Source organism: Terrabacter sp. AAH1, assembly GCF_054456855.1.
In genome coordinates this window covers 51,943-72,219 of sequence record NZ_JBTJJV010000018.1, presented here as the reverse complement: position 1 = coordinate 72,219, position 20,277 = coordinate 51,943, and the positions used below count along the sequence as shown (strand labels likewise).

Below are 20,277 nucleotides of genomic sequence, written 5' to 3'. Positions count from 1 at the left end.
ACACCGGTCGCCGGCAAAACGCATGAACGCCAACCCAAGGGCGGCACCGACGCTATGAGCCAGACAACCGATGATCAGGACCCAACCACCGCGTGAGCGGTGCTGTCACCCTGACACTGACCCAGACGCTAGTGCGGGGTCGTCGGCCGGCCGCCACCGACGCCGTCGCGCAGGACCGCCGGCCGCCGGCTCGCTAGCCTTCCTCACGAACATCGGACGTTCCGATCATCGAAAGGCAGGGTCCATGGCGCCGGCCGGTCACCCCTCTCAGGCCGGTCTGGTGCACGCACTCGGCGAGGCGATGCAGGGCTACCAGCGGTCCGTCCAGGCGTTCGACGACGCCGTCGGACGGCGCCTCGGGCTGGGGCCCGCCGACCTGCGCTGCCTCGACCGGCTCGCCGACGGCCCGGCGTCGGCCGGCGCGGTCAGCGCCGCCACGGGTCTACGCCCCGCCGCGACGACGGCCCTCATCGACCGGTTGGCGCGCCGTGGCCTGGTGCGCCGCAGCCGACCTGACACCGACCGCCGCACCGTCCTCGTCGAGGTGACCGAGCTCGGCCACCGGCTCATGTGGGAGGCCTACGGCCCGCTCGTCCGGGCAGGACAACCGGTGCTCGAACAGCTGTCGGCCGAGCAGCTGTCGTTCCTCACCGATCACCTGCAGCGCCTCACCGCGCTCACGGACGAGCACCGCGAGCTCCTGGCGCGGCAGGATGTCCGGGACCGTTAGGCCGCCTCAGCGCAGGCCCGGAGGCCCGGCCTCGACGCGCCGGCGCACCTCGGCCAGCCCCTCCGGACCTTGTGGGACGTCCCACCAGCTCTCGATCCACCACGTCGCCCCGGCCTGCTCCCACGCTGCCGGCTCCGCCGGCTCGAGGCTCGTGAAGTCGCCCCACGAGTCGGCCTCGATGACGACGTCGTAGCCGTCCCACGGCAGGCCCAGGCCCTCGCGCAGCCGGCGCACCGGCTCGACGACCGCGGCGAAGGCGTCGAGCGTCTTGGGCCCGTCGTCCGTGGGATGGATCGCCGGGATGAGCCCCTGCCAACGCGCAGCCCGCTCCAGGGAGCGCTGCCGGCCCCCGCCCGGTGTCGGCGCCCCGACGACCCAGACCGGTGGATGGGGGCGCTGCGGTGTGGGCGGCGGGAGCATGAAGTCGTTGGCGCGAGCGCTGTAGTGCTCGCCGGCATACGTGAACGTGGCCGCGTCGCCGAGCAGGCCGGCGTAGACGTCGAGGCACTCGTCCAGCTTCTTCGCGCGGACGGCGCGGCCCTCGTCTGGCTCGTAGGCGAGCCAGCCGGGGTGCAGCGCCCCGAGTCCCACCGACATGAACGCCCTGCCGCCGCTGACGCGGTCGACGGAACCGACCTTCGAGGCGAGGTCCCACGGACGGTGCCGGGCCGCGGGCGTGAGCAGGGTGCCGAGGCGGATGCGCTCGGTGACCATGGCCGCCGCTCCGAGCTGCACCCACGCGTCGACGCCGTAGAGCGCCTCCCAGCCGAGCACTGCGTCCCATCCGCACTGCTCCCCCAGCCGAGCCAGGTCGGCGAACTCGCGCTCGGTGGCATACGGGATGACGAAGCCGCTCCTCATGTCCTGTTCCTACCAACGGGCACCGACAGAGCGGGGTCGGTCGACCGCACTGCAAGAAGTTGCAGAACTTTCTTTGAGTTTTCGCCCTGATGGGGAACGATGGTGGCCCGTGACGCGATCAGCAACCCAGACCTTGACCCACCCCCTCGGCGACCTCGAGGTGCGCGAGGAGATGACCCCCGTCCACGCGGCGGACCGGCCCGACGCCGCCTGGTGGCGGCAGGCCGTCATCTACCAGATCTACCCGCGCTCGTGGGCCGACGCCGACGGCGACGGCATCGGCGACCTGCCCGGCATCACCTCGCGACTGCCGCACCTCAAGGCTCTCGGCGTCGATGCCATCTGGCTCTCGCCGTTCTACACCTCGCCGCAGGCCGACGCCGGCTACGACGTCGCCGACTACCGCGACGTCGACCCGATCTTCGGCACGCTGGCAGACGCCGACGCCATGATCGCGCGCGCCCACGAGCTCGGCCTCAAGGTCATCGTCGACATGGTGCCGAACCACAGCTCCGACGAGCACGTCTGGTTCCGGGCCGCGCTGGCCGCGGGCCCCGGGTCTGCTGAGCGCGATCGCTACATGTTCCGCGAGGGCCGTGGTGAGCACGGCGAGCTGCCCCCGAACAACTGGGAGTCCGTCTTCGGCGGCGCCGCCTGGACCCGGGTCACCGAGGCCGACGGCCGCCCGGGCCAGTGGTACCTGCACCTCTTCGACCCGAAGCAGCCCGACTTCAACTGGGAGCACCCCGAGGTGCGCGCCGAGTTCGAGTCGATCCTGCGCTTCTGGCTCGACCGGGGCGTCGACGGGTTCCGCGTCGACGTCGCCCACGGCCTCATCAAGGAGCAGGGTCTGCCCGACACCGAGGAGGAGCGCACCGTCATGCTCGGCCACGCCGAGCACGACGACGACGCCACCCCGGCCGTCCAGCAGGAGGACGCGCCGCGCATCGACCACACCAAGCGCAGCCCGATGTGGGACCAGGACGGCGTGCACGAGGTCTACCGCGCCTGGCGCACGATCCTCGAGTCCTACGGCACGCCCGACCGCATCCTCTGCGCCGAGGCGTGGGTGGAGCCGCAGGAGCGTGCTGTGAAGTACGTCCGCTCCGACGAGATGCACCAGGCGTTCAACTTCGACTTCCTCACCTCGTCGTGGATCGCCAAGGACCTCAAGGCGGTCATCACCTCGTCGCTGGAGGCCGCCGACTCGGTCGGCGCTCCCTCGACGTGGGTGCTGTCGAACCACGACGTCGTGCGCCACGCGTCGCGCCTCGGGTTCGCGCCGGGCACGCCACGGATGAACGGCATCTCGGCCACCGACCCGCAGCCCGACCGGGCCCTCGGCCTGCGCCGCGCCCGCGCCGCGACCACCCTGATGCTGGCCCTCCCCGGTGGCGCCTACATCTACCAGGGCGAGGAGCTGGGCCTGCCCGACTCGACCGACATGCCGGCCGAGTTCCGCCAGGACCCGACCTTCGCGCGCACCGACGGCGCCGAGACCGGCCGCGACGGCTGCCGTGTGCCGATGCCGTGGTCGGCCGACGGCCCCTCGCTCGGCTTCGGCCCGGGCGCCAGCACCTGGCTGCCGCAGCCCGACGTCTACGCGCAGTACGCGGTCGACCAGCAGGAGGGCGTCCCCGGGTCGACCCTCGAGCTCTACCGCTCGCTCCTCGCGCACCGTCGCCGCCTCTCCCTGGGTACCGGGTCGCTGACGTGGGTCGACGGGTATGCCGCCGACGTCGTCGCGCTGACCAACGGCGCCGACCAGCGTGAGCGGCTGCTCGTGGTCGCCAACCTCGGTGCCGAGCCTGTCGGCCTGCCCGAGGGCGCCGAGGTCGTCGTCGCCTCCGGTCCGCTGGAGGACGGCCTCGTGCCCACCGACACGACGGTCTGGGCGATCTGGTCCTGACCTGCTGAACCACTGACCGGCCACCGGCCGGCGACGTCGTGAGGCCCCGTCCACCCGGACGGGGCCTCACGGCACACGTGGGCCTCGCGAGCCTGTGGATGACGCCCGACGCGTGGTCGGCCACGCACCTACGGTCGGGCCATGACGCGCTACTCGATCGACGTCGGCGGGGTGTCCCGCGAGCGCCTGGCGCTGGCCCACGACCCCGCCGAGCTGCGGGCGTGCGCGTCCGCCGTCGCCGCGGCCACCGCGGGAGCCATGGCGGCCGCCGGGTCGCAGGCGGCCGGCCTGCGCGCGTCGCTCGACCGCTTCCGCACGGTGCACGCTCGCGCGCTCGACGCGGTCGCCGATGCCGCGGCGGCGCTGGGTGACCGTTTGGACGAGTCCACCACCGAGGCCCGGTCGGTCGAGCTGCTCGTCACGTCGTCACTGGCCGAGGCGGCAGGCGTCGTGGGTGGCCGATGAACCGAGTCCACGAGGAGAGGACGACGGGTGCGGTTGCCGGAGCCGATGCCCTGCCCACCCCGACGGGGCGACCGGACGAGCTGCACCACGCTGCCCGCACGCTCGACCGCGCTGCCGCCCGCGCGCGTGCCACGACGACCGTCGCGGGCACGCTGGGCCCGCGCCTCCGCGCCGTGTGGACGGGCGATGCTGCGTCGGCCGCCGAGGCCGAGGCCCACCAGCTCGGCCTCAGGTCGCGAGGCGTCGTCGATGCCCTGACCGTGGCCGCACACTCACTGCGGGCGTATGCCGTCGCGCTCGAGATCGCCCGACGCCGTGCCCTCGCGCTGCAGGGTCAGTGGGACGCGCTGGAGCTCGAGCATGCCGTGGCCCTCGTCGGGGTCACCCACTCGCCGGACCTCACGGGGGCGCTCGGTGCGGCGCTCCGACAGCGAGCCGACGAGGTGCGACTCACGGGTCGGGTGCGGCTCAGCCGCGCGTATCGGGGCGTCATCGACGAGCTCGAGACGGTCGCTCTGCGGAGCAGTCGAAGGCTCCTCGCCGTCTCCGACCTGACCGTGCCGCACGGCAGCTCGGCGAGCCCGTCCGCGGTGCGCGCCGCCGTGACCGGTGGCATGTGGTTCGCCGACGGGATGGAGGCCACGCGACGGTCGCGCGACGTGGCTCTCGCCGACGGCGCACAGCTCCGACGGCTCCTGTCCTCCCTTGCGGGCGGTCGCACACCGGCAGGTGAGGACGACGTCGCCGCGATCGTCGCACGCCTGCGAGCGCACGCCGAAGACCCCGTCTACGCCCAGGCGCTCGTCGAGGAGGTCGGCACCGACGGGCTCGGTCGTCTGGCCCTGCAGGCCGGCGACCCGTCGTCCTCAGTGAGCCTCGACACCGTCCGACAGCTCCTGGCCGTGCTGGGGTCCGTCGTCATCACGGCGGCCCAGCAGTCGGCGCCGGCCGGCACCGACCCGCGCACCAGGGCGCGGCTCGCCTCGGGGTCGGCCCTGCTCGCCGACGACCTCGTCGCGGGTGCCACGCGCACGGTCTCCGGCGGGGCCTCCGGGCAACGTGCCGGCGGCTACTGGCTTCTCGGCCAGATGATGGCCGGTGCCCGCCTGTCCGGCGACTCGCGGCCACTGCCCGCCCGGCTCGTGCGTCGTGCCGCCGCCGCGACGGCGACTGCCGAGGTCGCCGAGACCCGGGACGCCGACGCCGAACTGCGGCACGGCACGACGATCCACCCGGCAGGCGATGCCACGTTCGCGTCGTGGTTCGACCGGTCCGACTTCGGCGGCGACGCCCTCCACCTGCTCCTGACGGAGGTGGGCGACGACCCCGCCGAACAGGCCGCCCTGCTGGCCGAGCCCCTTCCGGCCTCGACCGTGGCCGGCGGTGCGCTCGCCAACAGCCGCGGCGACCGGCTCACGGTGGGCGAGCACCTTGTCAGGCGCTGGATCACGTTCGAGGCCAACGGGACCCAGACGCACCACGACCTTCGCCTCGAGACCGACGCCGACCTCACGCGCTTGCTCCCGAGCATCTCCACGGCCACGACCGTCGAGGCGGCGGACACGCGCGCCCGCCTCATGCTCGAGGTCTCGCGCACCAGCGACTTCGCGATGCGCGAAGCCTCCACGACCCGCATCTACGACCGCGGGCCAGCAATGGTCGAGCAACAGGTGGTCGAGTGGCTCGCTGCGATGCACGCGAACGTCGACCGCGCTCTCGGGCAGCCGCTCGACAGCTTCACTCGCGGCTACAGCGCGGACACCGCCGACGGGCCGCAGCCGATGCTGGACGCCCGCGAGCTGTCCGGTGTGGTGGCGGCCCTCGCCGTCGACACCGGCACGGGACTGCACGCGCGGGAGCCGGCCACGGCGTACGAGAGCCTGCTCCGAAGCGAGCTGCAGCGAGCAGAGCAGGCTGCGGCATCTGGGCTCGACGTGATGCCCGCAGTCGCACGACTCGGCTTCTTCGACCAGGCCGCCTCCGCGGCTCTCGTGGCGGTGGCACGCCGCCAGGACGAACTGAACAAGGCGGCGTGGGAGGGCCTCGCGGAGGCCGTCCACGTCGTCGACGAGATCCGTCGCGGCGGGCCGGCGGGGCTCGTCTCCATGGCGCAGACGTACGCGTCCGGCGGGTCCCTGCGCACCGCTGAGGAGGACCTCCTCATCGCCGCGATCCGGTCGGACGTCGAGCTCGAGCAGACCGAGCTCGATGACGAGCGGCGCGCTGCCCTCCTCGCGAGCATCGAGGCCCTCGTGGGTCGCGCCTCAGTCGGCGCCGCTGGCGCGTTCACCCGGGGAGCTGGCCGGGCTCCGGCCCTGCCTACGGCGGAGGCGCTCCGCCAGGCCCGCGAGGACGAGATCCGGGCTGCGTGGAACGCCGTCCGCGACGGCGGGACGACGGAGCGCCTCAAGGAGAAGCGTCCGGAGATCTCGCCCGACCATGCCGTCGCCCGCGTCGCCGAAGGTCGCAACGGCCCCATTCCGGAGTTCGAGAGGCTCCCCGCTGGACGATCCACCGGCGTGCGGACGGTGCCGGACGAAGAGAGTCTCAAGGTCTTGTTCCGCGACCTGACCGACGGTGCTGAGCGGAGAAGCCGACCGACCTACTCCGGTGAGTGGTTCGAGCGCGCTGACGGGGTTCAGGTAGGTCTGCGTGTGGAGTCCACCAGCGGGGGTGCGACGATCGATCTCCGTTACCCCGGCGGCGTGATGCGAAAGGTGCACATCCAATGACCGAAGCGACGTCCGACCGCACGATCGTGGAGGACCTGCTCGTCTACACCACCTACGACTGGATCGACCTGGGCCACCTGCGCTCGGTGGTGCGGGAAAGTAAGGGGGTGGAGGCCGACCGCCTTCACTCGGCATGCATGTCCGTCATCTCCGAGCTCATCGGACGGGGCCTGGTCGCCGCCGGCGACGTCGTGGACGGACACTTCACCGCTTGGCCAGGCACGCGCGCCCAGGCCATCGATCGGATCGACGAGGAGTGGCGAGCCCAACCTGACCCGGCCCTCCTGCCGTTCGAGGTCGCTGCGCTCGCACCGTGCCCTGCGGCGATCGCGGTCGTCGAGGCAGTCATGGATCGTGAAGGGGGCGACCAGTCGTGGCGACCCCGCATGCTCGCACGCTCCGTTTCCGACCCACAACGTAGTGAGTGACGCCCGCTCGAGCTGCGTGGAACGCCATTGCCCTCGCATCGATGACGAACGGGTCTACGCCCTGCCGGCCGTTCCCGGGCTCGATGACGTTCCGCAGCCGGCCGACCCACTCGCACCTTGGGCCTCACTCGCATCAATCCCTGATCAGCCGAGCCGAAGGGGCGCAACCATGGCCGCCGAGCCACGCACCAGTCGACCGTTGTCCAGCGACCTCGTGCTGGCACTCGTGAGCCTTGTTCCCGATGAGCTGGCCGCGGGCTTTCGAATGGGCTTGTTGGACAGAAGCGAAACGGTTCACGTGGCGGAGCGAATGCTGAGCGAGGACCAAGCGGCCCCCGACTGGGTGCAGCAGATTGCTGTTCTCATGCCCGACAAGCACGGCAACGCCGACGACGTGGGAACCGCCGCGATCGTGGCGCGCTGGCGCTCCTATCTCGATCGGCGCGCGGAGTACTACGCGGGCAGATCTGCGTCGTGAGATGGGGGCAACCGGCTTCGCAGATGACACGCGAGGAGCAGCTGGACGAGATCCTCGCACGTGCGGCGGATGACTGGGTCCAACCCGGTGACGTCTTCGACGTCGCCAGGTTCGCCTGGCCGACCGACGAGGACGCCTTCGTCGAGCAAGCCATCGGCCTCGTCACCGAGCTCGTCCTGTCACTACTGCTTATCCCGGGTGATGTGACTCGAGATGGTTTCCGACCGTGGCCGGTGACGCCCGACGAGGCGTGCCGCCGCATCGCCGAGGTCTGGCGCAACGACCACGACGAGGCACAGGACTCGTTCTTCGTCTGGTTCGAGGCCACCACCGAAGGCGAGGAGCGTGGACGGCGCGCGTGGCTCGTCGAGCGTCCCATCGACGACTGAACGTCCGCAGGGCCGGCGCTCGGTCGGCAGTGAAGCTCGTGTGCCCGCGTCCACTCGGACCCTGCTCCGCGGAGGGGAGCAAGATCCGAGTCCTGGAGGCGGACTGGGCGAAGCCGGCAGCGGAGCCGGATAGCCTCGCCGCATGGTGACGCGCAGGCCCTATCTCGACCGGACGCCTGTGGCGCTGGCCCACCGCGGCGGCTCGCTCTACGCGCCGAACATCGGTCTGGAGAACACGATGACCGCCTTCGGCAACGCCGTGGCGCTCGGCTACACGCACCTCGAGACCGACGTGCACATCACCCACGACGGCATGCTCGTGGCCTTCCACGACACGCGGCTCGACCGGGTGAGCAACACGCGCGGTCTGATCCGCGACCTCCCTTGGTCGCAGGTCTCGTATGCCGTGATCGGCGACGGCGAGCACGTCCCCCTGCTCACGGACGTGCTGGACGCGTGGCCTGACATCAACCTCAACATCGACCTCAAGGCGCCGGGCACCGCGCTGCCGCTGTGGCGGCTCATCGAGGAGCGGAGCCTGCACGACCAGGTGTGTGTCGGCTCCTTCTCGCAGCGCAACATCTCCCAGTTCCGGCGCCTCTCCCGAGGCCGCGTCGCCACCGCCGCCGCCGAGGTGGGCACGGCGCTGGCCAGGTTCGGTCCGCGCTGGGTGACCGCCCTGCTGCGGACGCCCGCCGACGTGTTCCAGGTCCCACCGAGCGTGCCGCTGCGGGGGCGGTCCGTCCGGGTGGTCACGCGGGGCCTCGTCGAGGCCGCCCACCGCTACGGCAAGCAGGTCCACGTGTGGACGATCGACGAGGCCGACGAGATGCACCGGCTGCTGGACCTCGGGGTCGACGGCCTCGTCAGCGACCGCATCGACGTCCTCAAGGACGTCCTCGTGGAGCGCGGGGAGTGGACGGGGCGGCCCTGACAGCAGCCGTCGACTCAGCGCACGAGCACGTGCCCGCGGGCGGTGCTGAGCCGGGTCCAGCGCCCGTGGGCGGAGATGGTTGCCGCCTCCCCCGCCGCGGTGAAGCCGAGCACGTGGGCCCCGAACGCGAGACCGCCCGCGATCGGCGGCACCGTGTCGCTCATGGCCGCCCACGTGCGGCGTCTCAACGCGTCGACGGCGTGTGCTCCGGCGCCGTCGGGCGTTCCCTCCGCGACCTGCGAGATTCCTTGCCGCGCAATCGAGTCCACGATGTCACCGTCGAGCTGACCCACCGGCTCCCAACCGTCACGCGGTGGCGTGAGGCCGCTCCACGGAGCGCGCACCGTCGTCGGCGGCACGCTGAGGACGGAGCCTGCGCCGTCACGGGCGAGCCGATCGGCCACCGACGTGAACGACACCGTCGTGTCGACCGCGTCGGACGGCGCGATGGTCACGACCCGCATACCGAGGACCGTGCCGTCGCCCATCAGGCCGCTGCCCTCGATCACGGCGACAGTGGTGACGAGCAGGGTCCCGAGCACCTGTAGGCGCACCGCACCGTCGGGGTTCGCCTTCCGTGCGCGCCCCAGGTAGGTGCCGAGGTCGGCGAGGCCCCGGGGGTCGCCGAAGTCGATCTGCGCGGTGCCGGTCACCGGCGCCGCCGACGGAAGGGTGCCGGCTCGCCCTCGTGGGTGCGCAGTGATGCGCGCTCCTCGGGGCGCATTCGGCGGGGCGACTCGGTCGTGAAGTCGTAGAGAGCGAGCTCGGTCTCGGCCACGGCGTAGACGCGGCGCTCGCCGTCGGGGGTCTCGACCCCGTCGGGGTCGGTGACGATGTACGCGACGTCGAAACCGGCGCCGCCCACCCGGGAGACCCACAGCTGGATCTCGACCGGCTCGTGCCGGAAGCCGAGCGGTCGCCGGTACTCGATCTCGTGGCGCGACACGAGCACGCCCTCGTCGAGCAGCGACTTGTCCCCTGCGCCGCCACCGTCGAACCAGTCGCGGAAGGCGATCACGCGGGCGTCCTCGAGCAGCCGGAGGAACTGCACGTTGTTGATGTGGGCGTACGCGTCCATGTCGGACCAGCGCAGCGACACCTGCGCGGCATAGGGCTTCACCTGCGGTTCGCCGGTCTGCGTCATGGGCCCATCCTTCCAGCCACGGTCGGGCGAGGTCGTCCCCATCCCCCTGGCGGGCGAGCCGCCTCGTCCACAGCCCGGGTATGCCGGTCGGCGCCGTCGGTCCCGCCACGTAGGTTGGGTGCCATGTCGACCTCCCCCGCCGCCCTGTCTGCAGCCGACGTCGACCCCGGGCTGCGCGAGCGGGCCACGACGGCTCTCCGACGTCTCGTGGGTCGCGACGACGTCGACTTCCGTGACGGCCAGCTCGAGGCGATCAGCGAGTTGGTCGCGGGCCGGCGACGGGTGCTCGTCGTCCAGCGCACCGGCTGGGGCAAGTCCGCCGTCTACTTCGTGGCGACGGCCCTGCGCCGCGCCGAGGGTGCCGGCCCCACGGTCATCGTCAGCCCCCTGCTGGCCCTCATGCGTGACCAGATCGCTGCGGCCGGGCGCGCCGGCATCCGGGCCGTGACGCTCAACTCCACGAACGCCGACGAGTGGGGCGCCGTCTCCGGGGCGCTCGCCCGGGGCGAGGTCGACGTGCTGCTCGTCAGTCCCGAGCGCCTCAACAACCCTCGGTTCCGCGACGAGCAGCTGCCGGCGCTCGCCGACTCGTGCGGTCTCCTCGTCGTCGACGAGGCCCACTGCATCAGCGACTGGGGGCACGACTTCCGGCCCGACTACCGCCGCATCCGCGACCTGCTGACGACCCTGCCGGAGCGCACCCCGGTGCTCGCCACGACGGCCACGGCGAACGCCCGCGTCGTCACCGACGTCGTCGAGCAGCTGGGCGCCGGTGGCCGTGACGTGCTCACGCTGCGCGGCCCTCTGGCCCGGGCCTCCCTGCGGCTCGGCGTGTTGCCGCTCGCTGCTCCCGAGCAGCGGCTGGCCTGGCTCATCGCCCACCTCGGCGAGCTGCCGGGCTCGGGCATCGTCTACGCCCTCACCGTGGCCGCCGCCGAGGACGTCGCCGTCGCGCTGCGCGAGGCCGGTCACGAGGTGGCGGCCTACACCGGGCGCACCGAGCCGGCCGAGCGCATCAGGCTCGAGGAGGCCCTCCGCGACAACCAGGTCAAGGCCCTCGTCGCGACGTCGGCCCTCGGCATGGGTTTCGACAAGCCCGACCTCGGCTTCGTGCTGCACCTCGGCGCCCCGTCGTCACCGGTGGCCTACTACCAGCAGGTCGGCCGCGCCGGACGTGCCACCGACCGGGCCGACGTGCTGCTCATGCCGGGGCCCGAGGACAAGGACATCTGGCGCTACTTCGCGTCGGCCTCCATGCCGCGGCAGGACCAGGCCGACGCCGTCGTGCGCGCCCTCAGCGAGTCGGAGCAGCCCCTGTCGACGATGGCCCTCGAGACCATCGTCGACGTGCGCCGCACCCGTCTCGAGCTGCTGCTCAAGGTGCTCGACGTCGACGGTGCCGTGCAGCGTGTCCCCGGCGGCTGGACCGCGACGGGCGAGCCCTGGGCCTACGACGCCGAGCGCTACGGCCGAGTCACGGAGGCCCGCGAGCGCGAGCAGCAGCTGATGGTCGACTACGAACGCACCGACCGCTGCCGCATGGCGTTCCTGCAGGAGTGCCTCGACGACGACTCGGCCGAGGCGTGCGGGCGGTGCGACCGGTGTGCCGGCGCCTGGTTCGACGCCACGATCCCCGAGGCGGCCGTCAACACGGCCCGCTCGCGCCTCGAGCGTCCGGGCGTCGTCCTCGAGCCCCGGGCCCAGTGGCCCAGCGGCATGGACCGTCTCGGTGTGCCACTCAAGGGGAAGATCGCCCCCGCCATCGCCATGGGCGAGGGCCGTGCGGTCGCCCGCCTCAGCGACCTCGGCTGGGGTCAGCGCCTGCGCGAGCTGCTCCGCGGAGACGACCGGGAGATCACACAGGAAGTGGTCAGGGCCTGCGTCGACGTTCTCGCCGGTTGGGGATGGGCCGAGCGCCCCGCGGCGATCGTTTCGGTGCCGTCGCGCCGCAGACCACAGCTCGTCGGGTCGCTGGCGGCCGGTCTCGGACAGCTCGGGCGGCTGCCCTATCTCGGCGCGCTCGACCTCGTCGAGGGCGGGCCTGTCGGCGACCCCGGCGGCAACAGCGCCTTCCGCCTCGCGAACGTGTGGGGCCGTCTGGCGGTCGGCCCCGAGCTCGCGGCCTCGCTGGCGGGCGTGCCCGGACCCGTCCTGCTCGTCGACGACGTCAGCGACTCACGCTGGACGCTCACCGTCTGCGCGGGGCTGCTGCGCGAGGCCGGGGCTCCTGCCGTGCTCCCGCTCGCCCTCGCGCTCGAGGCGTGACACTCGCCGCCCCCGGCAGGCACACCCGACGAGCACGACCGGCGGGCCAGTAGGGTCGACGTGTGAGTGCCGACGCCCCCGCTGAGCCGCGCCCGCTGCCACCCCTCGAGGACCTCCTCGACGTGCTGACCCTCCGCGACATCGGGACCGCGCGGATAGCCGTCACGGACGTGCTCGGGCGAGACGCCGCCGAGTCGATCGGGGCGACCTCGGCGCGCGTCTTCGAGGGCCGCAGCCAGAAGATGCCGCACGGCCGCGTGTTCGGCGGTCAGGTGCTCGCCCAGTGCGTCATGGCCGCCGGCATCACCGTGCGCGACGTCAACGACGGCGACGGCTCGCGACCGATCCATTCGCTCCACGGCTACTTCATGCGCCCCGGCGACGACACCCTGCCGATCCGCTTCGCGGTCGAGGAGATGCGCGACGGCAACTCGTTCTCGACGCGGCGCGTCCACGCCGTGCAGAAGGGCGCCCCCATCATGTCGATGACGTGCTCGTTCCAGGAGCGTGCCGGCGGCCTCGACCACCAGGACCCCATGCCCGAGGTCAGCGGCCCCGACGGCCTCCCGTCGCTCGCCGACGCCTTCCGCGGCGTCGACCACCCGGGCGCGAGGCACATCGCCGAGTCCCGGCCGATCGAGATGCGTCCCGTCGAGAGCAACATGTTCGTCGACGCGGGCGAGCACCAGCTGGCCACGAACCACGTCTGGATGCGGGCTATCGACCGGCTGCCCGACGATCCCCTGCTCCACGCCGCCGTGCTCGCCTACTCGAGCGACTACTCCCTGCTCGAGCCCGTGCTGCGGCGTCACGGGTTGGTCTGGACCGACCCGCGGCTGCGCGTGGCGAGCCTCGACCACTCGATGTGGTTCCACCGCGACGCGCGCGCCGACGAGTGGCTCCTCTACGCCCAGCAGTCACCGTCGGCGATCAGCGGCCGTGGGCTCGCGATCGGCGAGATGTACACGCAGGACGGCACGCTCGTGGCCACGACCGCCCAGGAGGGCATGGTCAGGGTCAAGGAGTCCTGACCCAGCGGCGCTGAGGCAGCCTCCTCCCCGCGACCGGGGCGCGAGCGCTCAGTCCTCCAGCCGGAAGCCGAGCTTGACCGTGACCTGCCAGTGCGCGACGGAACCGTCGGCGAGCTGGCCACGGATGTCGGTCACCTCGAACCAGTCGAGGTTGCGCACCGTCGAGCTCGCCTTGGCGACGGCGTTGCCGACCGCTGCCTCGATGCCCTCAGGAGACGACCCGACGACCTCGGAAATCGAATACACGTGGTTGGCCATGGCTTCTCGATTCGCTCAGGGCACCCGGGCTCTCCGAGCCGCCTCGAACCAAACTAGACCCGGACCCCGAGCACCGACCCGACTTCCGGACCCGATCTTCGCGGCGGACGGCACGGCCCTCAGGCGGTGCGCACCACGGCGACGTCGTGGCCGTCGAGCCAGACGCCGTGCTCGTCGACGATGGGCGCACGGCCCCACGACGCGAGGACGTGCTGCACGTCGCCGTCGAAGGGCACGACCTGGCTGCGGCTGGCGAGGTTGCACACGACGTGCACGGAGCCGCGCGACATGATGAGCCAGCCGCCCGCCTCGTCGTAGGCCGTCGACGTCGCGCGCAGGTCGCCGGACGCGACGTCGGGCTGGGTCCGACGCACCCGGATCAGCTCTCGGTAGAAGTGCAGCATCTCGATGTGGCCCGGCGCCGTCGGCTCGCGCCAGTCGAGCACGCTCTCGTCGCGGGTGGCAGGGTCCTGTGGGTCGGGCACCTCGGCCTCGTCCCAGCCGTGGGCCGCGAACTCCGCGCGGCGACCCGACCGCACGGCATCGGCGAGCCACTCCTCCTCGAACGAGGTGAAGAAGGCGAAGGGCGTGCTGGCCCGCCACTCCTCACCCATGAACACCATCGCCGTGTAGGGCGAGAGCAGGTAGAGCGCAGCCCCGATGGCCTGCTGCCCCGGGGAGACCTGCTCGCTGATGCGGTCGCCGGTCGCGCGGTTGCCCACCTGGTCGTGGGTCTGCAGGTAGGCGAGGAACTGGTGGCCCGACCGGGTCTCCTTGTCCACCTTGGCCCCCCACTCCGCGTCGCGGAACGTCGAGTAGCGACCGTCGTGAAGGAACGCCTCGGTCAGGGTCTTGGCCAGCACCGACACCGGGCCGCCGTCCGGCCAGGCCCGCGTGCCACCGGCGAAGTCGGCGTAGTAGCCCTGCGTCTCGCCGGTGAGCGTGACGTGGAGGGCGTGGTGGACGTCGTCGTCCCACTGCGCCGTCATGCCGCGGCCGCCCTCGGCGGTCGGCGTCACCATGACCGGGTCGTTGAGGTCACTCTCGGCGATGAGGTCGAGCGGGCGACCGAGCTCCGTTGCGAGAGAGGCGGTCTCGTCGGACAGCTGGGCAAGGAGGTGACGCTCCGAGCCGTCTCGCAGCTCGTGGACGGCGTCCAGGCGCAACGCGTCGACGTGGAAGTCGCGGAACCAGCGGAGCGCGTTGTCGACGACCCACCGGCGCACCTCGTGGCTGTCGTCGGCGTCCAGGTTCACGGCGGGGCCCCACGGCGTGGTGTGGGTGTCGGTGAAGTACGGGCCGAACTCGGCGAGGTAGTTGCCGGTCGGGCCGAGGTGGTTGTAGACGACGTCGAGGCACACGCCGAGCCCCGTGGCGTGGCAGGCGTCGACGAAGCGCTGGAAGGCCGCCGGGCCGCCGTACGCGTGCTGGACGGCGTACGGCGCGACGCCGTCGTACCCCCAGCCGTGCGTGCCACCGAACGCCGCGACGGGCATGACCTCGACGACGTCGACACCGAGCTCGACGAGGTGCCCGAGGTGGCCGATCGCGGCATCGAGGGTGCCCTCCGGCGTGAAGGTGCCGAGGTGCAGCTCGTAGACGACCCCGCCGAGCACGCCGCGGCCCTCCCGGGTGCCGGGCCAGTCGGTGTCGCCCCATGTGTGGGCCGCCGGGTCGAAGGTGCGGCTCGGGCCGTGCACCCCGTGCGGCTGCCACGCGCTGCGGGGGTCGGGTCTCGGGTCGCCGCCGTCGAGGCTGAACGAGTAGTCCAACGGCCCGTCGGTCGAGGGCGTCCAGGACCACCAGCCGCCCCCGGTCGGCTCCATCGCGTGCCGCTCCCCGGCAGCGACGGTGCCGGTGACCGGGCTGACGAGCACGTCGACACGATCGGCCGAGGGGGCCCAGACGCGGATCGCTTCGGCGGTCATGCGTCGTCACGTACCCGCACGAGCAGGGCCACCGGCAAGGCGTTCCGCTCACTGTCCCGCCCAAGGTCCCGCCCACTGTCGCCGGCCTCGCCGCCGACGAGCTCTGCGAGCCGCACACTGCCGCCGCCGAGCGTGCGGCCCGAGAGGACGTCGGACCACCGGCCATCCGGCAGGTCGAGGCTCTCGTCGCCGAACCCGCCGGCGTCGGAGAGACGGCCGGCGAGGCGGGTCACCACCGTGACGACGTCGACACCCGTCGAGGTGCCACGTCCGAAGGCCACCGCGTGGTCCGAGCCGCTCGGCAGTGGCTGGTAGGTCGCGGCCTCGCCGGTGAAGCACTCGGGTCGGTCGCGGCGGGTGCGCAGGGCGGCGACGGTGACGAGGAGCTTCTCGTCCGACAGGTCGGCCGGCGCGCCTCCTGCGTCGAGCCGGGCCAGCCGCTCGCGCCGGTCCTCGTAGTCGACGGGGCGCCGGTTGTCGGGGTCGACGAGCGAGAGGTCGACGAGGTCGGTGCCCTGGTAGACGTCCGGCACGCCGGGCATCGTGAGCTGGACCAGCTTCTGCCCCAGCACGTTGACGCGCGTCTCGTCGGCGGTGTCGGCGACCCACGTCTCGACGTGAGCGACGACCTCGGGGGTCGACACCACTCCGGACAGGAAGTCCTCGACCGCCGACTCGTAGGCCTCGTTCGGCTCGGTCCACCGCGTGTGCAGCTTCGACTCGCGGATCGCCTTGAGGGCGTAGGCCTGCAGCCGTTCCTCGGTGATCGGCCAGGCTCCCACGACGGTCTGCCACAGGAAGTACTCGGTGAGCGCGTCGAGCTCAGCGCCGCGGAACCCGCGGGCGAGCTCACGCGCCGTGCGCACCCAGCCGGCCCACGCCTCGGGGCGTTCCGCGAGCACGAAGAGCCGCGCCCGCACGTCCTCGGAACGCTTGGTGTCGTGGGTGGACAGCGTCGTCATCGTCTGGGGCCAGGTGTCGAGGATCCGTCCGGCGAAATGGTGGAACGCCTCGGCCGGGACGCCTACCTGTCGGGGGTCGCCGCCCACCTCGTTGAGGCCCACCAGCCGCACGTAGCGGTAGTACGCGGTGTCCTCGATCGCCTTGGCCATTGCGGGGCCGCACGTCTGCTGGAAGCGCACGAGGAACTCGTCGGCGGCCGGGATGTCGGCCCGTTCGCCCCTGCCGAGGGCGAGGTCGACGAGACCCTGGACGACCGCTGGGTCGAGGTCGAGCCCCTCGAGCGACTCCCGACCGCGGACGACGGCTGCCTCCAGCTCTCCGACGTCCGCCGCCGTCGGCTCGGTGCCGGGCCGACGGTAGATGCGGTAGCGGCCCATCCCGACGAGCATCGTCTCGAGGGCACGCCTCACCTCGGCCTCGTCGAGGTCGGGCCGGGCACGCTCCACGAGACGCACGAGGCGGCTGACCTCCGTCGCCAGCATCACCGACACGACCCACCGCTTCGACTCCGCGACGATGGCGTCGAGGTCCTGCGACTCGCCGAGGAGCTCGTCCGAGAGGCGGGTGAGCGGCATCGCGCCGGTCGGGTCGACGAAGAGGCCGCCGACACGCAACATCGCGTCGTAGCCGGTCGTCCCCGCCGTCTTCCAACCCTGCTGCAGTGGCTCGTCGCCCTCGAGGATCTTCTCGACGACGACCCACGCGCCGTCGGTGGCGTCGGCGAGCCGCTCGAGGTAGCCCTCGGGGTCGGCGAGGCCGTCGGGGTGGTCGATGCGCAGCCCCTGGATCGAGCCAGACCGCACGCCCTCGACGAGGAGCTCGTGCGTCGCGTCGAAGACCTCGGGCTCCTCCACGCGCACCGCGATGAGCGAGGTGACGTCGAAGAAGCGTCGGTAGTTGAGCTCCGAGTCCCCGACGGTCCACGACGCCAGCCGGTAGTGCTGGGCGTCGAGCAGCGCACCGAGCGGCTGGTCGAGGTCGGTGCCGGGTGCTACCGGGAAGACGTGGTCGTAGTAGCGGACGACCGGTTCGCCGTCCTGCCTCCCCAGCGTGATCTCCCCGCCGGCGAGCACGTCTTCCAGCGGCCCGCCGAGCACCGGGAGGAGGAGGCGCCCGTCCTGGGCGTCCCAGTCGACGTCGAACCACACGGCATACGGCGACGTGCGCCCGTCGCGCAGCACCGACCACAGGGGGACGTTGAGCGACAAGGGAGTCGGCGTCGTCATGTGGTTGGGCACGACGTCGACGACGATGCCGAGGCCGGCGGCGTGGGCACGCTCGACGAGGCGGGCGTATGCCGCGCCGCCGCCGAGTCCCTCGGCCACCTTCGAGTGGTCGATGACGTCGTAGCCGTGCTTCGACCCGGACGCGGCCTGCAGGATCGGCGACAGGTAGAGGTGCGTGACGCCGAGGCTCGCGAGGTGGTCGACCAGCGCCGCCGCGTCGTCGAGGGTGAAGTCCGGTTCGAGCTGGAGCCGGTGGGTCGAGACGGGCGCGCTGGCATACCTCACGCGGTGGCCTCCTCTGTGACGCCCGGGATGATGGGCGAGACGACTTCGCGCGGGCACCTCAGCACGATGGTGCTGCGGGGCTGGACCTGGATCTGCCACGTGGGCTCGAGACGGTTGACCTGCACGTCGTGCAGGGCCGTGTCGATGACCGGGATCCACTCGGCGCCGTACTCGTCGTCTGGCAGCGTGAAGGTGAGCGGCTCGTCGTGGGCGTTGAACATCACGAGGAACGAGTCGTCGTAGATCGTCTGCCCCCGCGGGTCGGGCTCGGGGATGGCCGAGCCGTTGAGGAAGACCATGAGCGACTTCGCGAGGCCGTTGCTCCACGCCTCGTCGTCCATGTGCTGGGCGTCCGGGGTGAACCACGCGATGTCACCGAGCTCGCTCTCGCCACCGTGGTCCGCGCTGCCGGCGAAGAAGCGCCGGCGACGGAAGACCGGGTGCTCGCGGCGGAGCTTGACGAGCGACTGCGTGAAGGTGAGCAGCTGCTGGTCGTCCTCGTCGAGGATCCACTGGATCCACGAGATGTCGTTGTCCTGGCAGTAGCCGTTGTTGTTGCCCTGCTGGGTGCGGCCGAGCTCGTCGCCGTGCAGGATCATCGGCACGCCCTGCGAGAAGAGCAGGGTCGTGAGGAAGTTGCGCTGCTGCCGCAGCCGGAGGTCGCGGACGGTCGGGTCGTCCGAGGGGCCCTCCACGCCGCAGTTCCACGAGCGGTTGTGGCTCTCGCCGTCGTTGTTGCCCTCACCGTTGGCCTCGTTGTGCTTCTCGTTGTAGGACACGAGGTCGCGCAGCGTGAAACCGTCATGGGCGGTGACGAAGTTGATCGAGGCGATGGGCTTGCGCGCCGAGTGTTCGTAGAGGTCGCTGGAACCCGTGAAGCGAGAGGCGAACTCACCCAGCGCGCCGCCTTCCCCCCTCCAGAAGTCGCGCACGGTGTCGCGGAACTTGCCGTTCCACTCGGTCCACAGCGGCGGGAAGTTGCCGACCTGGTAGCCGCCCTCGCCGACGTCCCACGGCTCGGCGATCAGCTTGACCTGGCTGACGACCGGATCCTGCTGGATGAGGTCGAAGAACGCGGACAGCTTGTCGACCTCGTGGAACTGCCGGGCCAGGGTCGCCGCGAGGTCGAAGCGGAAGCCGTCGACGTGCATCTCGGTGACCCAGTAGCGCAGCGAGTCCATGATGAGCTGCAGCACGTGCGGGCTGCGCATGAGCAGGCTGTTGCCGGTGCCGGTGGTGTCGTAGTAGTGGCTGAGGTCGTCGCTGACGAGCCGGTAGTAGCTGTTGTTGTCGAGGCCGCGGAAGGCGAGCGTCGGGCCCATGTGGTTGCCCTCGGCGGTGTGGTTGTAGACGACGTCGAGGATGACCTCGATGTCGGCCGCGTGCAGCGCCTTGACCATGGCCTTGAACTCGAGCACCTGCTGCCCGCGCTGCCCTCCGGCGGCGTACTCGTTGTGCGGAGCGAGGAAGCCGATCGTGTTGTAGCCCCAGTAGTTCGACAGGCCGCGGTCGACGAGCGGCGCGTCCTGGACGAACTGGTGCACGGGCATGAGCTCGATGGCCGTGATGCCGAGGTCGCCCAGGTGCTTGATCATCGCGGGGTGCGCGATGCCGGCGTACGTGCCGCGGATCTCCTCGGGGATCTCGGGGTGCAGCTTCGTCAGGCCCTTGACGTGGGCCTCGTAGATGACGCTCTCGTGGTACTCGTGGCGCGGCGGACGGTCGTCGCCCCAGTCGAAGAACGGGTTGATGACGATCGAGTGCATCGTGTGGCGCACGCTGTCGTCGGTGTTGATCTTTGTCGTCGTGGCGGCCTTGGCGTCGCCGAAGGTGTACGAGTAGAGCGACTGGTCGTTCTCGGCCTGCCCCTCGATCGCCTTCGCGTAGGGGTCGAGCAGGAACTTGCTCGGGTTGCAGCGGTGCCCGTTCGCAGGGTCGTAGGGACCGTGCACCCGGAAGCCGTAGCGCTGCCCGGGCTGCACGTAGGGCACGTAGCCGTGCCAGACGAAGCCGTCGACCTCGGGCAGGTCGAGACGCGTCTCGTTGAGGTCGTCGTCGAGCAGGCAGAGCTCGATGCGCTCGGCGACCTCGGAGAAGACCGCGAAGTTGACTCCCGAGCCGTCGTAGGTGGCCCCGAGGGGGTAGGGCTTGCCGGGCCAGATCTCCATGGACCTTCTTCCGTCGTCGGTTGCGGCCGGATGGCCGCGGTGCCACCTCGTGGCACTGGGCGGACGACGGTGGCCGCAGGCGC

17 protein-coding genes are annotated in these 20,277 nt (G+C 71.7%); 10 read left to right on the top strand and 7 right to left on the bottom strand.

Going from position 1 to position 20,277, the window contains the following annotated elements:
* Positions 1-244 precede the first annotated feature (244 nt).
* Positions 245-730: a MarR family winged helix-turn-helix transcriptional regulator gene (locus ACXR8F_RS20040; protein ID WP_458803199.1), complete on the top strand. Its 486-nt coding sequence runs from the start codon at positions 245-247 to the stop codon at positions 728-730.
* A 6-nt stretch (positions 731-736) separates the two neighbouring features.
* Here the strand turns inward: ACXR8F_RS20040 and ACXR8F_RS20035 are convergent, their stop codons facing one another.
* Positions 737-1,591: an LLM class flavin-dependent oxidoreductase gene (locus tag ACXR8F_RS20035; RefSeq protein ID WP_458803198.1), complete on the bottom strand. Its 855-nt coding sequence runs from the start codon at positions 1,589-1,591 to the stop codon at positions 737-739.
* 172 nt (positions 1,592-1,763) lie between these two features.
* Here ACXR8F_RS20035 and ACXR8F_RS20030 point away from each other — a divergent pair, with 172 nt between their 5' ends.
* The 7 genes from ACXR8F_RS20030 (at position 1,764) to ACXR8F_RS20000 (ending at position 8,926) form a co-directional block, all read left to right on the top strand.
* Positions 1,764-3,500 carry an alpha-amylase family glycosyl hydrolase gene (locus ACXR8F_RS20030; protein WP_045190357.1) on the top strand — a complete coding sequence of 579 codons (1,737 nt, stop codon included), beginning with the start codon at positions 1,764-1,766 and terminating at the stop codon, positions 3,498-3,500.
* A 141-nt stretch (positions 3,501-3,641) separates the two neighbouring features.
* Entirely contained in the window at positions 3,642-3,965 is a 324-nt protein-coding gene (locus ACXR8F_RS20025; RefSeq protein ID WP_458803196.1) for a hypothetical protein, read from the top strand.
* Positions 3,962-6,697 (top strand): hypothetical protein, encoded by a 2,736-nt coding sequence (locus ACXR8F_RS20020; protein ID WP_458803194.1) that lies wholly within the window; start codon positions 3,962-3,964, stop codon positions 6,695-6,697. The genes ACXR8F_RS20025 and ACXR8F_RS20020 overlap by 4 nt, the downstream gene beginning before the upstream one ends.
* The gene (locus tag ACXR8F_RS20015) at positions 6,694-7,125 is read left to right on the top strand and encodes a hypothetical protein (RefSeq protein ID WP_458803192.1); all 432 of its coding nucleotides are present in this window, start codon (positions 6,694-6,696) and stop codon (positions 7,123-7,125) included. Before ACXR8F_RS20020 ends, ACXR8F_RS20015 begins: the two co-directional genes overlap by 4 nt.
* Positions 7,126-7,294: 169 nt before the next feature.
* On the top strand, positions 7,295-7,603 hold the full coding sequence (locus ACXR8F_RS20010; protein WP_458803191.1) for a hypothetical protein: 309 nt from the start codon (positions 7,295-7,297) through the stop codon (positions 7,601-7,603).
* Positions 7,604-7,626: 23 nt separating this feature from the next.
* Positions 7,627-7,992, top strand: a complete 366-nt coding sequence (locus tag ACXR8F_RS20005; RefSeq protein ID WP_458803188.1) for a hypothetical protein — start codon at positions 7,627-7,629, stop codon at positions 7,990-7,992.
* A 142-nt stretch (positions 7,993-8,134) separates the two neighbouring features.
* The gene (locus ACXR8F_RS20000) at positions 8,135-8,926 is read left to right on the top strand and encodes a glycerophosphodiester phosphodiesterase (RefSeq protein WP_045190153.1); all 792 of its coding nucleotides are present in this window, start codon (positions 8,135-8,137) and stop codon (positions 8,924-8,926) included.
* Between the two features lie 14 nt (positions 8,927-8,940).
* Here ACXR8F_RS20000 and ACXR8F_RS19995 read toward each other — a convergent pair whose 3' ends face one another.
* Together ACXR8F_RS19995 and ACXR8F_RS19990 are read right to left on the bottom strand one after the other, a co-directional pair.
* A complete protein-coding gene (locus ACXR8F_RS19995) occupies positions 8,941-9,579 on the bottom strand; it encodes a hypothetical protein (protein WP_458803186.1) in 639 nt (212 codons plus the stop codon).
* A complete protein-coding gene (locus tag ACXR8F_RS19990; RefSeq protein WP_045190158.1) occupies positions 9,576-10,070 on the bottom strand; it encodes an acyl-CoA thioesterase in 495 nt (164 codons plus the stop codon). The genes ACXR8F_RS19995 and ACXR8F_RS19990 overlap by 4 nt, the downstream gene beginning before the upstream one ends.
* 123 nt (positions 10,071-10,193) lie before the next feature.
* Here ACXR8F_RS19990 and ACXR8F_RS19985 point away from each other — a divergent pair, with 123 nt between their 5' ends.
* Both ACXR8F_RS19985 and ACXR8F_RS19980 read left to right on the top strand, forming a co-directional pair.
* Positions 10,194-12,335: a RecQ family ATP-dependent DNA helicase gene (locus ACXR8F_RS19985; RefSeq protein ID WP_458803184.1), complete on the top strand. Its 2,142-nt coding sequence runs from the start codon at positions 10,194-10,196 to the stop codon at positions 12,333-12,335.
* A 62-nt stretch (positions 12,336-12,397) separates the two neighbouring features.
* Positions 12,398-13,366, top strand: a complete 969-nt coding sequence (locus tag ACXR8F_RS19980; RefSeq protein WP_458803182.1) for an acyl-CoA thioesterase — start codon at positions 12,398-12,400, stop codon at positions 13,364-13,366.
* A gap of 48 nt (positions 13,367-13,414) precedes the next feature.
* On the opposite strand, the gene ACXR8F_RS19975 is transcribed toward ACXR8F_RS19980, so the two are convergent.
* The 4 genes from ACXR8F_RS19975 to glgX form a co-directional block, all read right to left on the bottom strand.
* Entirely contained in the window at positions 13,415-13,624 is a 210-nt protein-coding gene (locus ACXR8F_RS19975; RefSeq protein ID WP_458803180.1) for a dodecin, read from the bottom strand.
* Between the two features lie 119 nt (positions 13,625-13,743).
* Complete coding sequence (gene treZ / locus ACXR8F_RS19970) at positions 13,744-15,552, bottom strand: malto-oligosyltrehalose trehalohydrolase (RefSeq protein ID WP_458803178.1); 1,809 nt, start codon at positions 15,550-15,552, stop codon at positions 13,744-13,746.
* Positions 15,549-18,026 (bottom strand): malto-oligosyltrehalose synthase, encoded by a 2,478-nt coding sequence (treY, locus tag ACXR8F_RS19965; protein ID WP_458803176.1) that lies wholly within the window; start codon positions 18,024-18,026, stop codon positions 15,549-15,551. The genes treZ and treY overlap by 4 nt, the downstream gene beginning before the upstream one ends.
* Positions 18,023-20,194 carry a glycogen debranching protein GlgX gene (glgX, locus tag ACXR8F_RS19960; protein ID WP_458803174.1) on the bottom strand — a complete coding sequence of 724 codons (2,172 nt, stop codon included), beginning with the start codon at positions 20,192-20,194 and terminating at the stop codon, positions 18,023-18,025. The genes treY and glgX overlap by 4 nt, the downstream gene beginning before the upstream one ends.
* Between the last annotated feature and the right edge of the window lie 83 nt (positions 20,195-20,277).